Genomic DNA, 15442 nt, shown 5'->3' with positions numbered 1-15442 from the left:
CGGTTTGCCCCGATGCGGCCGTGGGCTCCAAAAAGTCAAGCGTTCGAGGCCAAATAAATCAATTTGAGGTCCGCCTAAAGTCCACTATACTTAGTGCCAAGTTTTGAGGTTGACACTACATCTTGTGTTAAATGCGGCGCCCCGCTCCCCGAGCATGGCGCCGCGCGCATTCCAGGCGTACGAAACTTTTGTGCGGTGCCGCTAGCAATAGCGCTTCAGCAGCACCGGCATCAATCGAGAAGAAGGGCACAGCCAGTGATCGCGACATACACGATGAAGACCGTTGTCCCGTCTGCTTTGTCGCATCCGGCCGCCCGGCCTTGCTGGACCTTCCTCTCCCTCTCCTCGCTCGCGCACGTGGCGGCGCGGCGCTCTTGTTAATCCGCGGAAACTCTCCGCATATTCTCCAGGACCAGGAGCTTTGCACATGCAAACGACCGATAACGTCACGACCCGGTATGAAGACGCACCCGCCGGCCGTCCGCTGACTGGCGAACAGAATGCTGGCCAGTCGCTTGCCCCGCAGGCCACCTTTGCCGACTACAAGGTGATTCGCCGCAATGGCAGCGTGGTGTCGTTCGAGCCGTCGAAGATCGCAATCGCCGTGACCAAGGCGTTTCTGGCCGTGAACGGCGGGCAGGGCGCCGCATCGGCGCGCGTACGCGAACTCGTCGACCAGCTCACCCAGGCGGTCGTGCGCGCGCTCCTGCGTAGCCGGCCGAACGGCGGCACGTTCCATATCGAAGACATTCAGGACCAGGTCGAACTCGCGCTGATGCGCGGCGGCGAGCACAACGTCGCACGCGCCTACGTGCTGTATCGCGAGAAGCGCAACCAGGAGCGCGGGCATGCGCAGGACACCGGCGCCGCACAGGGCGCGCCCGGCCTGACCGTCATCGACAACGGCGTCACGCTCCCGCTGGACCTGAACGCGCTGCGTGCGCTGATCGTGTCGGCTTGCGAGGGCCTCGGCGACGCGGTGAATCCCGACCCCATCGTGGCCGAGACGGTCAAGAACCTGTACGACGGCGTGCCGATGAGCCAGGTCTACGACTCGGCCATCCTCGCCGCGCGCACGATGATCGAGAAGGACCCGGCCTACAGCCAGGTCACGGCTCGCATCCTGCTGCACACCATTCGCCGTGAAATCCTCGGAGAGGAAGTCATCCAGGCGGAGATGGGCGAACGCTACGCCGAATATTTCCCGCAGTTCATCAAGCGCGGCGTGCAGGCAGAACTGCTGGACGACAAGCTGCTGCAGTTCGACCTGAAGCGCCTTGGCGCCGCGCTCGACGCGAGCCGCGACCTGCAGTTCGGCTACCTCGGCCTGCAGACGCTCTACGACCGCTACTTCCTGCACGTGGACGGCACGCGCATCGAAATGCCGCAGGCGTTCTTCATGCGCGTCGCGATGGGCCTCGCGCTCAACGAGATCGACCGGGAAGCGCGCGCCGTCGAGTTCTACAACGTGCTGTCGACCTTCGACTTCATGAGCTCGACCCCCACGCTGTTCAACTCGGGCACCCGCCGCTCGCAGCTCTCCTCGTGCTACCTGACAACGGTGGACGACGACCTCGACGGCATCTATGAAGCGCTCAAGGAAAACGCGCTGCTTTCGAAGTTTGCCGGCGGCCTGGGGAACGACTGGACGCGCGTGCGCGCGCTCGGCTCGCACATCAAGGGCACCAACGGCAAGTCGCAGGGCGTCGTGCCGTTCCTGAAGGTGGTCAACGACACGGCCGTGGCCGTGAACCAGGGCGGCAAGCGCAAGGGCGCGGTCTGCGCGTACCTGGAGTCGTGGCACCTCGACATCGAAGAGTTCCTCGAGCTGCGCAAGAATACGGGCGACGACCGCCGCCGCACCCACGACATGAACACGGCGAACTGGATTCCCGACCTGTTCATGAAGCGCGTGATGGAAGGCGGCGACTGGACGCTCTTTTCGCCGTCCACCTGCCCCGACCTGCACGACAAGTACGGCGCCGAATTCGAGATGGCGTACACCGCTTACGAAGAGAAGGTGGCGCGCGGCGAGCTCAAACTGTTCAAGAAGGTCCCCGCGGCGCAGCTTTGGCGCAAGATGCTGGGCATGCTGTTCGAGACCGGCCACCCGTGGATCACGTTCAAGGACCCCTGCAACATCCGCAGCCCGCAGCAGCACGTGGGCGTGGTGCACTCGTCGAACCTGTGCACCGAGATCACGCTGAACACGAGCGACACCGAAATCGCCGTCTGCAATCTGGGCTCGGTGAACCTCGTCGCGCACCTCGCGAAGCAGGCCGACGGCTCGTACGCACTCGATCACGACAAGCTCAAGCGCACCGTCAGCGTGGCGATGCGCATGCTCGACAACGTCATCGACATCAATTACTACGCGGTTGCCAAGGCGCGCAATTCGAACCTGAAGCACCGTCCGGTGGGCATGGGCATCATGGGCTTCCAGGACTGCCTGCACTTGCTGCGCACGCCGTACGCGTCGCAAGAGGCCGTGGAGTTCGCCGACCGGTCGATGGAAGCGGTCTGCTACTACGCGTACTACGCCTCCACCGAACTCGCCGAAGAGCGCGGCCGCTATTCGAGCTACCGCGGCTCGCTGTGGGATCGCGGCATCCTTCCGCAAGACACGCTGAAGCTGCTCGCCGAGGCGCGCGGCGGCTACGTCGAAGTCGATACCAGCGAAACGATGGACTGGCCGACGCTGCGTTCCCGCATTGCAACGCACGGCATGCGCAATTCGAACTGCGTGGCGATCGCGCCCACGGCGACCATTTCGAACATCATCGGCGTGTCGGCGTGCATCGAGCCGACCTTCCAGAACCTCTACGTGAAGTCGAACCTCTCGGGCGAATTCACGGTGGTCAACGACTACCTGGTGCGCGACCTCAAGGCACGCGGCCTGTGGGACGAGGTGATGGTTGCCGACCTGAAGTATTTCGACGGCTCGCTCTCGCGTATCGACCGCATCCCGGCCGACCTGCGCGCGATCTACGCCACGGCGTTCGAAGTGGACCCGAAGTGGCTGGTCGAGGCGGCGTCGCGCCGTCAGAAGTGGATTGACCAGGCGCAGTCGCTCAATATCTATATGGGCGGTGCGTCGGGCAAGAAGCTCGACGAGGTCTACAAGCTCGCCTGGGTGCGCGGCCTGAAAACCACCTACTACCTGCGCACGATGGCGGCGACGCACGTCGAGAAGTCGACGGTTGCACACGGTGCGTTGAACGCCGTGCCGTCGGGCGGCGACGGTGGTGTGGGCGGTGCGGGTGGCATGGGCGGCGCAGCGGGCGGCAACTCGTTCGGCGTGACGGGTGGCGCGTCGTCGGGCGGCATCGTGGCTGCCGGTGCATCGGCATCGGCGCCGGTTCAGGCTGTGGCAGAAGAAGCACCGCAGGCCGACGGCCCGGTGTGCATGATGCGTCCGGGCGATCCTGGCTTCGAAGAGTGCGAGGCCTGCCAGTAAGCGCAGCAGCACTCGTGCGGTGAAGTGAGGAAGGTGGGCGGCGACGGCTTCGTGTGCCGCCCATCTCGCGATCCGGCGGCGCACGAAGATTGCGAGCCTCAGCAGCAAGTACGCAACTGCGAGACAACGAAGGTCGAAGAACGCTGCGCAGACTCATCGCTTCAACCAGGTTTGCTGCCTTGATCACGAACCTTGCGACGAGCCTCGCAACAGACCTCTTCACAACCTCGCAGCAACCACGTCGAGCATGTCTCAATCTCTTCTTGCAGACGCGCTCGTGATGAAGCGAAGACCTTCGACGACGCATCGCTCGCTCTATCTGCATGAAGCGATGCTCGCGATGCGATGAGAAAGTGTTGTATGCAGGTCTCAACGCGAATCGAAAACGGGAATTTTCGTGAGCGAACCCTTTTATCGCTCACGAAAAGATGGTACAAACCGATCTAAATTGATGGTGACATATATGCTCAACTGGGATGACGAGATTACTGCCGTAACTCCGTCGAGCGCTTCGCAACCGAACGTGTTGCGCAACGCGGCGGGTATGGCTGTCGGTACGCAGGCAGTAGCGCGTGCCGCCTCTCCGGTTCCTTCGGCTCAAGACGTTTTCGCGGGCGACATTGCAGTTGCTCCGTACGCGGCGCAGAACACTGCGGCCGCTGCGCCGGCGGTGTCGCCGGAAGCGCGCGTGAACGTGGCCGACAAGCGCATCATCAACGGCAAGACTGACGTCAATCAGCTCGTGCCGTTCAAGTACAAGTGGGCGTGGGAGAAGTACCTCTCGGGTTGCGCGAACCACTGGATGCCGCAGGAAATCAACATGTCCCGCGACATCGCGCTGTGGAAAGACCCGAACGGCCTTTCCGACGACGAGCGCCGCATCATCAAGCGCAACCTCGGCTTCTTCACCACGGCCGACTCGCTCGCGGCGAACAACATCGTGCTTGGCACCTATCGCCACATCACGGCGCCCGAATGCCGCCAGTTCCTGCTGCGCCAGGCGTTCGAGGAGGCGATCCACACGCACGCCTACCAGTACATCGTCGAATCGCTGGGTCTCGACGAGGGCGAGATCTTCAACGCGTACCACGAGGTTTCGTCGATCCGCGCGAAAGACGAATTCCTGATTCCGTTCATCCACACGCTGACCGATCCGTCTTTCAAGACCGGCACGCTCGAAGCGGACCAGGCTCTGCTCAAGTCGCTGATCGTGTTCGCCTGCGTGATGGAAGGCCTGTTCTTCTACGTCGGGTTTACGCAAATTCTGGCGCTCGGCCGCCAGAACAAGATGACCGGCGCGGCGGAGCAGTACCAGTACATCCTGCGCGACGAGTCGATGCACTGCAACTTCGGCATCGACCTCATCAACCAGATCAAGCTCGAAAATCCGCACCTGTGGACTGCTGAGTTCCGTGCGGAGATCCGCGAAATCTTCAAGCAGGCCGTCGACCTCGAATACCGGTATGCGGAGGACACGATGCCGCGCGGCGTGCTCGGCCTCAATGCGTCGATGTTCAAGAGCTACCTGCGCTTCATCTGCAACCGCCGTTGCCAGCAGATCGGTCTCGATGCGCTGTACCCGAACGAGGAGAACCCGTTCCCGTGGATGAGCGAGATGATCGACCTGAAGAAGGAGCGCAACTTCTTCGAGACGCGTGTCATTGAATATCAGACTGGCGGGGCGCTTTCCTGGGAATGACCCTGAGCGCATCGCAGAGAAGATCGATGGGGAGCGCCGGCAGCGTGAAAACGCGGTTGCCGGCCATAGTGATTAGGAGCAGGAACGCCTGATGCAAAGCGTGCCCGGTGCCTTAGCGGCCCAAAAACATGACAGGCACTTTGCGAACCCTTCAGTGGGATGGGCAAACTTCCCCCCGGAAAAAGCCGCTGGCCAGAATGCCGGCGGCTTCATCAAACGCTGGCCGGCGTCGGTATCCGATGCCGGATGGACTTGGCGCGCGGTGCCCGCTGGCACGGCGCGCCTTACCGTATTCATTAGCGTAAGCGCGCAGAACCTGCGTACGCCGATGAATAGCCCGCTTCGTAGCGATCGCCGTGAGACGCGTCCGCGGGAAGCGGGTTTTGACGAAGGGTGTAGTTTGAACTGACCTCTCATCTGAACCTGAAGGAGAAAAAAATGGCAACTGCCAAGAAGAAGCCCGCTGCCAAGAAAGCAGCAGTGAAGAAGGTTGCAGCGAAGAAGGCCGCTCCGGCCAAGAAGGCAGCCGCGAAGAAAGTCGCGGTGAAGAAGGTCGCTGCCAAGAAGGTCGCCGTGAAGAAGGTTGCAGCGAAGAAGGCTGCACCGGCCAAGAAGGCAGCCGCGAAGAAGGTTGCGGCCAAGAAGGCGCCGGCGAAGAAGGCCGCCGTGAAGAAGGTTGCAGCGAAGAAGGCTGCACCGGCGAAGAAGGCAGCGGCCAAGAAAGTCGCGGTGAAGAAGGTTGCAGCGAAGAAGGCCGCACCGGCGAAGAAGGCAGCAGCCAAGAAAGTAGCGACGAAGAAGGTCGCTGCGAAGAAGGCTGCCAAGAAGGCGCCTGCGAAGAAGGCTGCGGCCAAGAAGGCTGCGCCTGCGAAGAAGGCTGCCCCTGCCAAGAAGGCCGCGCCTGCGAAGAAGGCTGCCCCTGCCGCTCCCGCTGCGCCTGCCCAATCGACCGCTCCTGCGGCCACGGTGAAGACGGCGCTGAACCCGGCAGCAGCATGGCCGTTCCCGACGGGCAGCCGTCCGTAAGCAGTCGATGCAGTGACTCGACACACCGCGTGTGTGTCTCACGATTGAGTAAGGCTACTCAATCGCATCCCGCCACCGGCAACCCGGCGGCGGGATTTTTTTTGCCTCGCGTCGGGATCTTCCAGCGCACAAAAAAACGCATGCACCGAGGTGCATGCGTTCAAGAATCAGCCAAAAGGATCGGTCAGCGGCGGCGCGCCGACGCAGTACAGGGGAATGAACCCTTGCCGCGACGGGCGCTCCTAGTGCGTCACGCGGGTGACGCCGCCGCTCGACAGCAGCCTGACGCGCTCGCCAGCGCGGAATATCTCGCCGGTGGCCGACTGCGTGATGGCACGCAGGTCGCCATTGTCGAGCCGCACGGTGATTTCGACGCCATCGCGCATTGCCACACCGTTTTCGACGGCGTTGCCAGCCACGGCACCTGCGATGCCACCCACGATACCCGTGAGGATCGAGCCGCGTCCGCCGCCAATCGTGCTGCCGGCCACCGCGCCGAGTGCACCGCCGCCCACCGCGCCGAGGCCACTGGGTTGCCCGTTGTTCGAGCTGATCTTCACCGCCCGTACGCTTTCCACGGTCCCCATGCGGACCGTTTCTTCACGTTGCGCCTGCGACGCCGTGTAGACGTCCGCGGAGCTGCTGTTGTACGCGCACCCCGTCATGGCGAGCGATCCGGCGATCAGCACTGCTGCAATGACGCGACTCGTTGTTTTCATTTTCTCTACTCCAGATACTGAGCTCCACGCGGAGCCCTCATTCGTTCACGGCAGGTCGTAACCGAACGCCTGCTTGAACCGTTCGCCAATCTGCGCGCGAGTAGGCGCGTAGTTTTGCGGGCCCTGGTGCTCGATCTTGAGCGCACCCATGAGGCTCGCGAGGCGCCCGGTGGTTGCCCAGCCGAGCCGGTTCTCGATACCGTAGAGGAGGCCGCCTCGAAACGCGTCGCCGCAACCCGTGGGGTCGAGCACGCGCTGTGCCGTGACGGCGGGAATCTCTTCTACGCCTTCCTTATGATAGATCCGCGAACCCTGTTCGCCGCGCGTCACGATGAGCGCTTCGACGCGGCCGGCAATGTCTTCGATCGACCAGCCGGTGCGATGGCTTACAAGGCTTGCTTCGTAGTCGTTGACAGCAACGTAAGTGGCAAGTTCAATGGCGTGCCGCAGCGACTCGCCATCGAAGAGCGGCAAGCCCTGACCCGGATCGAAGATGAACGGCACGCCGGCCGCGGCGAACTGTTCGGCATGCTGCACCATGCCGTCGAAGCCATCGGGCGCGACGATGCCGAGCGTGATGCCGTCCGCATGATCGGCGCGGTTGAGATGCGACTGCATCATCGCGCCCGGATGGAATGCCGTGATCTGGTTGTTCTCGAGGTCGGTGGTGATCATCGCCTGCGCGGACCACGTGTCGGGCAGCACTTTCACGTGGGCCTTCGAGAGACCTAGCTGGTCGAGCCGGTCGATGTAAGGTTGCGCGTCCACGCCGCCAAGCGTCGCCATGATGCGCGCGTCGCCGCCAAGAAGATGAAGCGAGTAGGCGATGTTGCCCGCGCAGCCGCCGAACTCGCGACGCATGGTGGGCACGAGGAAGCTCACATTCAGGATGTGCACCTGCTCCGGCAGGATGTGCTCCCTGAACCGGCCCTCGAAAGTCATGATGTTGTCGTAGGCGAGCGAGCCGCAGATCAGCGTAGCCAAGGCGTGAATTCCCCCAATTGAGCGTGCGAGTGCCTGAGAGTGGCGTGAATGGCATGAGCGCCCACCACCGGCGTTGCTGCGCGTCGCATCGAAGCGCGGCAACGTCGGGCGGTGGCGCCTGTTTTTACTTGAGCGCAGCGAGTGCCGAGTCGTAGTTCGGCTCGTTCTTGATCTCGCTCACGAGCTCGGCGTGGACCACCTTGTCGTTCTCGTCGACCACTACCACGGCGCGCGCCGTCAGGCCGGCGAGCGGGCCGCTCGTCACGTCAACGCCGTAGGCTTGCGCGAAGTCATGACCGCGGAACGTGGATGCGGTGACCACGTTGTCGATACCTTCAGTCGTGCAGAAGCGCGAGGCGGCAAACGGCAGGTCGCCCGACACGACCACCACCACCGTGTTGGGGAGCTTGCCTGCAGCCTCGTTGAACTTGCGCGTGGACGTTGCGCACACCGGCGTGTCGAGGCTCGGCACGATGTTCAGCACTTTGCGCTTGCCGGCGAAATCGGCGAGCGAGACCGGCTTGAGGTCCTTGCCGACGAGCGAGAACGCGGGTGCCGCTTCGCCCACGGAGGGGAATTTTCCGGCGACTTCGATCGGGTTGCCGCCCAGCGTGACTTGACTCATGTTGTGCTCCGAAGGATCAGTAGTGGTGTGTGAATGCGCCGGATCACGCCGACGCTTGAGACGCAACGGTCATGCCGTTACGGATAAAAAATCTGGATGCGGAAGTTCGACGCGACCGCGTTGCCGATGTCGAGCCGCACGATCATCATCTGCGTCGTGTGGGCGGGCAGGCCGGCGCCGATCGGCGTACCGGGCCGCACGTAGTCTTGCGGCCAGAGGACGCGCCGGATCGCGACGTTGTTCTGGCTGTCGAGCAGCGTGAGTTCGATGGCGGGATAGGCGAGTGCCACGTTGAAGCGGTTGTGCAGCGGCATCTTCAGTTCGAGGCGATGTGGGCCGTCCACCTGGCGCAGATCGGGCGGCTCGACCTGCAGCCCGTCGATGTCGCGCGGCGGCGCCACGGTGCAGCCGAGCTGCGCGCAGGCCTGTGCAAAGAGCGGCTGCGACGCAGGCCAGTACACCATCACCGTTTCGCGCTGCCACCACGCGAGCTGGGCGAGCAGCAATACGAAGAGCACGACTGCGAGCAGGCCGCCGGCAATCCGCAGGCCAACGCGGCCCGGTTGCGCCGCCCGTTTTTCTCGCGTGACCGCGAAGTGGCGCTCGCCGTCGTCGGGCGGCACGGCGACGAAGGGTTCGGGCGACAGCGTGCGCGTGTCTGCGGCCATCGCGGCGGCTGCGCCTGCTGCGGCGCCTACGGTGGCGGCGGGGGTGGCAGCAGTGGTATCGGTGTCGGCATTCCAGGCATCGCGCGTCGTCGTACCCTCAGCCGCGTGTGCTGCTTCGCCGAGATGCGGCTCGCGCGGTTCGTCCGGTTCATGTGCCCAGCCTGATGCGGCCGGGCTTGCCGCAGCAAAGACCGGCTCATGGTGCGAGGGCGCTTCGGGTTCGGGCGCGAGTGTCGGCTCCGTCGCGTCGCGCGGCCCCTCGTCGGGTGGCGGTTGCCAGGCAGGCTCGGGTTCCGGCGACTCTGGCGTGTGAGCGGAGTGGATGACTGCCTCGGCGTTTTCTACCGCGGGCGTTTCAGGCGGCTCAACGTCGGGGGGGGGAACGTCAACGAGCGTGGCCGGCGGAGCCGCAGCGGCTGCCGGATGGCTCAGCGGCAGATTGCCGGCATGAAAGCGCGGTCCGATGTTTTCGTTCGCGTCGTGCGGCGGCGACCAGGGATCCCATGCGCGCGAGCGGAAATTCGGCGGACTGGCGAATGGCGGAGCGTGCGGGTCGTGCACCGGGGAAGCCGCTGCCGCTTCTTCGGTTGAAACGTCGGACGGGGGTTCCGTAGACGCGGTTTCAGCAGAGGGCGGTTCAGCGGATGGCGGCTCAGCGGATGGCGGCTCAGCGGATGGCGGCTCAGCGGATGGCGGCTCAGCGGAAGGCAGTTCAGCGGAAGGCAGTTCAGCGGAAGGCAGTTCAGCGGAAGGCAGTTCAGCGGAAGTCGGTTCAGCGGAAGTCGGTTCAACAGAAGACGCTTCAGAAGGCTCCGTTCCGCCCAGCGCCCTTTCAGCCGTGCCTTCTTCGTCACGAAGCACTTCTTCAGCCGCCTGCACTTCGGCAGAAGGCGCTTGCGCAGCCGGCTCTTCTGCCAACCGCGTCTCCGCAGGCGCTTCCTCGGCCACTGGCGGTTTCGACTGTTCTTCCGCCGTTACCGCGTGCTCTTGAACCCGCCCTGTTTGTCCGGCGCCGCCATGCGCCGCCAGCGCCGACGCCACATCTGCAGGCACCGGCACGGCCGCCGAGAAGTCGCTGCCCGCCGGCAGTTCGAAAAGACTGCTCGACGCGTCGAACACTTCCTGGCAATGCCCGCATCGCACAAGGCCGCGACGCGGCGCGAGCTGCGCGGGCTGGATACGGAAGACGGCTTCACAGAAGGGGCAGCGCGTTACGAGGAACATGGTGGCCGCTGACCGGCTAGGCGGTGAAGTGGGAAATACGGCCTATTCTAATGGCTTTCGCGTCGCGTTCCGGCAAGGCACACCCAGCCCTCGTGCTCGCGCCACACCGCGATGTCGATCCAGCGCTCGTAGACGCGCGCTACTTCCTCGGCCTGGCGCGCGAGTATGCCGGAAAGCGCGATACGTCCACCCGGCTTCACTTTCGACGACAGCATCGACGCCATCAGCTTGAGCGGATTCGAAAGAATGTTCGCCACGACGACGTCGAACGTGCCCGACGGGCAGGCATCGGGCAGCCCGTATGTGACTTCCGCGTGGTTGCGTTCACTGTTGTGCCGCGCCGATTCCACGGCCTGCGGATCGATATCGATGCCCACCACCGGGTTTGCACCGCACTTTTTCGCGAGGATCGCGAGAATGCCCGAGCCGCAACCGTAGTCGAGCAGCGACTGCCCAGGCTGCACCGTCTCTTCGATCCACTCCATGCACAGCCGCGTGGTCGGGTGGCTGCCCGTGCCGAACGCGAGGCCCGGATCGAGTTCGAGCACGAGCGCGTCGGGGTCCGGGGCGTCGTGCCACGACGGCACCACCCAGATGCGCTTGCCGATATGGATGGGGTCGAACTGCGACTGGGTGAGCCGTACCCAGTCCTGCTCTTCGACCTCGCGCAGCGAAAAGGGCGGAGTGGCCTCCAGCCCCAGTTCGTTGGCCGCCGCCGCAAGCAGCAGGGCCGGGTCGTGTTCCGGCGCGATCAGCGCGATCACGCGCGAGTGTTGCCACGCCGTGCGCTCGGACGTGAGGCCCGGCTCGCCGAAGAGCGGCTGCTCGTCGGGCGTGTCGGCATCGGCGTCTTCCACCGACACCGAGAGCGCGCCAAGCTCGATCAGCGCGTCCGAAAGGGCTTCGGCACGCTGCCGGTCCAGCTCGACGATCAGTTCCCGGTAGCTCATGGAATTACGCTTCTTCCGGTGCCGCCTGCTGCCTCGCGGCGAGGCGATTTTCCAGGTAATGGATGCTCGTGCCGCCTTCGACGAACTTCGCGTCGAGCATCAACTCGCGGTGCAGCGGGATGTTGGTCTGGATGCCTTCCACCACCATTTCCGAGAGCGCGATGCGCATGCGGCGAATGGCCTGCTCGCGCGTGGCGCCGTAGGCGATCAGCTTGCCGATCATCGAATCGTAGTTGGGCGGCACGAAGTAGCCGTTGTAGGCGTGCGAGTCGACGCGGATGCCGGGGCCGCCCGGCATGTGCCACGACGTGAGCCGGCCCGGCGACGGCGTGAACTTGAACGGGTCTTCGGCGTTGATCCGGCATTCGATCGCGTGGCCGCGGAACTGCACGTCGCGCTGGCGCAGCACGAGCTTTTCGCCTGCGGCAATGCGGATCTGTTCCTGCACGATATCCACGCCCGTAATGAGTTCGGTGACCGGGTGCTCCACCTGCACGCGCGTGTTCATCTCGATGAAGTAGAACTCGCCGTTTTCATACAGGAACTCGAACGTGCCGGCGCCCAGGTAGCCCATCTTCTTGCAGGCGTCGGCGCAACGGTCGCCGATGCGGTCGATGAGGCGTCGCGCGATACCCGGCGCCGGCGCTTCCTCGATCACCTTTTGGTGGCGGCGCTGCATCGAGCAGTCGCGCTCGCCCAGCCAGATCGCGTTCTTGAACGAGTCCGCGAGCACCTGAATTTCGATGTGGCGCGGATTCTCGAGGTACTTTTCCATATAGACCTGCGGGTTGCCGAAGGCACGGCCCGCTTCTTCGCGCGTCATGTTCACCGCGTTGACGAGCGCCGCCTCGGTGTGAACCACGCGCATGCCGCGTCCGCCGCCGCCGCCCGCCGCCTTGATGATGACGGGATAGCCCACCGCGCGGGCAATCTTCACGATCTCCTTCGGATCGTCGGGCAACGCGCCTTCCGAGCCCGGCACGCACGGCACGCCGGTCTTGAGCATGGTCTGCTTGGCGGTGACCTTGTCGCCCATCATGCGGATGGTTTCCGGACGCGGACCGATGAACACGAAGCCGGACTGCTCCACGCGCTCGGCGAAGTCGGCGTTCTCGGAGAGAAAGCCGTAGCCGGGGTGGATCGCTTCGGCGTCGGTGACTTCGGCCGCGCTGATCAGCGCCGGCATATTCAGATAGCTCAGATTCGACGGCGCCGGTCCGATGCAGACCGCCTCGTCGGCGAGCTTCACGTACTTGGCTTCCTTGTCGGCTTCCGAATAGACGACGACCGTCTTGACGCCCAGCTCGCGGCACGCGCGCTGGATGCGAAGCGCGATTTCGCCGCGATTGGCAATGAGGATTTTTTCAAACATGGCGGGTATTCGGCTCATCAGTGGGCGCCGCCGCGGCATCGCGCAAAACGCACAAGACGTACGGAATGCGCGGGAGGCACGAAATAGCGAAGGGCGGCTGCCTCGGAGTACTGGGCGCGCGCAACAAGGGCAGGCGCGCTGCGCAAAGCGGTGCGCAGCGCCGGCGCGCGGCTTGCTCGCTTACGCGATCACGTAGAGCGGCTGACCGTATTCCACGGCCTGACCGTTCTCGACGAGGATTTCCTTGATGACGCCGGCTGCGTCCGATTCGATCTCGTTGAGCAGCTTCATCGCTTCGATGATGCACAGCGTCTGGCCTTCCTTCACCGTGTCGCCCACCTGCACGAACGGGTCGGCGCCCGGCGACGGCGAACGGTAGAACGTGCCCACCATCGGCGAGGTCACCACGTGGCCTTGCGGAGCGGCGGGCGCCGGTGCCGCGGCGGCGGGCGCTTCGAGCGGGTGGCCCGCGACGGGCGCGGCGGCCGCAACCTGCGCGGGGTAGGGCGCAGCGGACTGCTGCACGTAAACCGGCGGCGCATTCTTGACGATGCGCACCTTGCCTTCGCCCTCGGTGACTTCGAGTTCCGAGATGCCCGATTCGGAAACGAGGTCGATCAGAGTCTTCAGTTTACGTAGATCCATTGGGCTGCCCCTTTCAATGCGTAGAGCGCCGGCGACCAATGGTGGATGCGTGCCGGCACGGGTTGGGTGTTATTCGGATTCAGGCTTGCTTCGGCGCGGCGGCGAGCCGGTCGAGCGCGAATTCGAGTGCGTATAGATAGCCCTTCCAGCCGAAACCGCAGATCACGCCTTCGGCCTGGTCGGAGAAATACGAGTGGTGCCGGAAGGACTCGCGGCGATGCACGTTCGAGAGATGAATTTCGACGAACGGGATGCCTACTCCGGCCAGCGCGTCGCGGATCGCCACGCTCGTATGCGTGTAGGCCGCCGGGTTGATGACGATGAAGTCCGTTTTTTCGGTGCGGGCCGCCTGGATGCGGTCCACGAGTGCGCCTTCGTGATTGCTCTGAAACGTGGCCAGTTCGACGCCGGCATCGGCCGCGCGATCGGCGAGCGCCTGATCGATCTGTGGCAGCGTGACGCGCCCATAGACCTCGGGTTCCCGGGTGCCGAGAAGGTTGAGGTTCGGGCCGTGCAGAACCAGCAGTCGGGTCATGGTCGCTTCAGTTTCCGTGGAATTGCGCGAACTTTAGCGCCGATTAGAGAAACTTGTCTAGGTTTGCGCGAAAAACCTGCGCCATGTCAGGCGCTTCGGCTGGCGTCCTGGCGCTCAACTTCCTTCAATTTTCGTTAAATCACGGACAATTCCGGCGCTTTCGGGCACTTTTCGGCAGAAACGGACGAATGGGCTCAAAGGGCGTCGAGCGTTCGCTTGAGTTCGTCGGGCCGAATTTCGCCGAGTTTTGTCGTACGAACGTTGCCTTTCGCGTCAATTACGACCGTGAAGGGCAAGCCGCCCGCGTTGTTGCCGAACGCCCGGGCGAGGTCTGCGCCGCCGAAGCCCGTCACGTAGATGGGGTAATCGACGGGCACTTTCTGAAGGAACGTTTTCACGTTCTTCTCGGAATCCACGCCGAGCCCGACGAACTGGACGCCCTTTTTGGAGTACTCGTCGTGGAGTTTCGCGAGCGTGGGCATTTCTTCGACGCACGGCCCGCACCACGACGCCCAGAAGTTCACCACCATGGGCCGTCCCTTGTACAGCGCAAGCGACTGCGGCTTGCCGTCCGGGCTTGTGACCGGCGCGGTCCAGAGTTGCGCGACGGCGCCCTGTGCCGCGGGCGCTTCGCCCGCCTCGGAGATATCGCCTCCGCGGACCCAGTGGCCCGCGAGAACCCCGCCGCCCGCTGCGATTGCTGCCACGGCGGCAGCGGCCAGAATCCGCTTCGTGTTCATGGTCGATCAGGTGCCTAGCCCGGCTGGGCTCTGTGGGTTTCAGTCGTTTCAGTTGGCAGACGGGGAAGCCGCGTCCGCCGCGTTCGTTTCGTCGAGAAGCGCCTGCACCGCCTGGGCGTTCGCTCGCGCGAGGCGCCCGCGGGCGTCGGCGCGTACCGCGCCGCGCAGGTCGTCGGTGTCGTAGAGCGCAATATGAATGCCCACCGGTTCGGCGTCGCGCGACGCCTTCCACAGGAAGCTCAGCGTCTCCACGTAGCCGCGCTGGGCGAAGTGCCGCGTTTCCGACACGTCATATTGGATGTTGGCATTCAGTAGATAGATCGCGACTTCCTTCGGGTTGTCGCAGAAGATCTGCAGGTGCACATCCGAGTGCTCGCCCGCCGTGCCGTTGAGCACGGCCCCCGTGAGATACGGGTTGAAGGGCTCGAGCCGCTGCATCCAGTCGAGCGCGATTTCGCGCAGGCGCCGCAGCACCGCCGGCTGGCTGTCGCCCTGGAAAAGCGACTGGTACTCGCGGATTTCTTCCTCGATCTGGTCGTTATCCGGTAGCCATGAGCCGTCCACGCGCGTCTCGCCCACCACCTGCCTTGCCGCTTTGCGCTTGGCCGTGGAGTAGTCGAGCCCGTCCTCGGCGATCATCCGCGCAGCCGCGATCGCGATTTCCTCACGAACGCGCTGTGGGTCGAAATGTGATTTGCGAACCATCCGGCAATCATACTAGAGAATGCATGACGGCTTTCCGGCGCTCCCCGGGCCCCTGAGCGTGCGTGCCTGCGGGCGGGAGCCCACTCCGCAGGC

14 protein-coding genes are annotated in these 15442 nt (G+C 64.1%); 4 read left to right on the top strand and 10 right to left on the bottom strand.

Translation table 11 applies throughout. From position 1 onward, the window contains the following. The first annotated feature begins 427 nt into the window (after window positions 1-427). The 4 genes from PXJ20_RS09785 (at window position 428) to PXJ20_RS09770 (ending at window position 6182) form a co-directional block, all read left to right on the top strand. Window positions 428-3457: a ribonucleoside-diphosphate reductase subunit alpha gene (locus PXJ20_RS09785; protein WP_421029875.1), complete on the top strand. Its 3030-nt coding sequence runs from the start codon at window positions 428-430 to the stop codon at window positions 3455-3457. 463 nt (window positions 3458-3920) lie between these two features. Continuing rightward, complete coding sequence (locus PXJ20_RS09780) at window positions 3921-5156, top strand: ribonucleotide-diphosphate reductase subunit beta (RefSeq protein ID WP_026121908.1); 1236 nt, start codon at window positions 3921-3923, stop codon at window positions 5154-5156. Between the two features lie 91 nt (window positions 5157-5247). Beyond that, window positions 5248-5565 (top strand): hypothetical protein, encoded by a 318-nt coding sequence (locus PXJ20_RS09775; protein ID WP_081601906.1) that lies wholly within the window; start codon window positions 5248-5250, stop codon window positions 5563-5565. 29 nt (window positions 5566-5594) lie between these two features. Next, window positions 5595-6182, top strand: coding sequence for a histone H1-like DNA-binding protein (locus PXJ20_RS09770; protein ID WP_199543806.1), 588 nt, complete (start codon window positions 5595-5597; stop codon window positions 6180-6182). Window positions 6183-6424: 242 nt separating this feature from the next. Here the strand turns inward: PXJ20_RS09770 and PXJ20_RS09765 are convergent, their stop codons facing one another. From PXJ20_RS09765 to PXJ20_RS09720, 10 genes are all read right to left on the bottom strand, one after another. After that, on the bottom strand, window positions 6425-6901 hold the full coding sequence (locus PXJ20_RS09765; RefSeq protein ID WP_017777089.1) for a glycine zipper 2TM domain-containing protein: 477 nt from the start codon (window positions 6899-6901) through the stop codon (window positions 6425-6427). A 45-nt stretch (window positions 6902-6946) separates the two neighbouring features. Then, the gene (locus tag PXJ20_RS09760) at window positions 6947-7885 is read right to left on the bottom strand and encodes a carbohydrate kinase family protein (RefSeq protein WP_421029874.1); all 939 of its coding nucleotides are present in this window, start codon (window positions 7883-7885) and stop codon (window positions 6947-6949) included. A 124-nt stretch (window positions 7886-8009) separates the two neighbouring features. Continuing rightward, window positions 8010-8510: a thiol peroxidase gene (gene tpx / locus PXJ20_RS09755; RefSeq protein ID WP_017777087.1), complete on the bottom strand. Its 501-nt coding sequence runs from the start codon at window positions 8508-8510 to the stop codon at window positions 8010-8012. Between the two features lie 77 nt (window positions 8511-8587). After that, the gene (locus PXJ20_RS09750; protein ID WP_421029873.1) at window positions 8588-10402 is read right to left on the bottom strand and encodes a DUF3426 domain-containing protein; all 1815 of its coding nucleotides are present in this window, start codon (window positions 10400-10402) and stop codon (window positions 8588-8590) included. A gap of 47 nt (window positions 10403-10449) precedes the next feature. Further along, entirely contained in the window at window positions 10450-11352 is a 903-nt protein-coding gene (prmA, locus tag PXJ20_RS09745) for a 50S ribosomal protein L11 methyltransferase (protein WP_421029872.1), read from the bottom strand. A 4-nt stretch (window positions 11353-11356) separates the two neighbouring features. Then, window positions 11357-12724 (bottom strand): acetyl-CoA carboxylase biotin carboxylase subunit, encoded by a 1368-nt coding sequence (accC, locus tag PXJ20_RS09740; RefSeq protein ID WP_421029871.1) that lies wholly within the window; start codon window positions 12722-12724, stop codon window positions 11357-11359. Window positions 12725-12904: 180 nt separating this feature from the next. Beyond that, window positions 12905-13369, bottom strand: a complete 465-nt coding sequence (gene accB, locus PXJ20_RS09735) for an acetyl-CoA carboxylase biotin carboxyl carrier protein (RefSeq protein ID WP_017777082.1) — start codon at window positions 13367-13369, stop codon at window positions 12905-12907. 79 nt (window positions 13370-13448) lie between these two features. Beyond that, window positions 13449-13904: a type II 3-dehydroquinate dehydratase gene (gene aroQ, locus PXJ20_RS09730; RefSeq protein WP_017777081.1), complete on the bottom strand. Its 456-nt coding sequence runs from the start codon at window positions 13902-13904 to the stop codon at window positions 13449-13451. A gap of 194 nt (window positions 13905-14098) precedes the next feature. Then, window positions 14099-14644, bottom strand: coding sequence for a TlpA family protein disulfide reductase (locus tag PXJ20_RS09725; RefSeq protein WP_126878025.1), 546 nt, complete (start codon window positions 14642-14644; stop codon window positions 14099-14101). A 48-nt stretch (window positions 14645-14692) separates the two neighbouring features. Continuing rightward, a complete protein-coding gene (locus PXJ20_RS09720; protein ID WP_017777079.1) occupies window positions 14693-15349 on the bottom strand; it encodes a hypothetical protein in 657 nt (218 codons plus the stop codon). Window positions 15350-15442: the final 93 nt, after the last annotated feature.

This window comes from Paraburkholderia sp. A1RI_3L (assembly GCF_048957895.1).
Taxonomy (GTDB): domain Bacteria; phylum Pseudomonadota; class Gammaproteobacteria; order Burkholderiales; family Burkholderiaceae; genus Paraburkholderia; species Paraburkholderia kururiensis.
The sequence above is the reverse complement of the archived record's forward strand: the minus strand, read 5'-3'. Positions and strand labels throughout refer to the sequence as shown.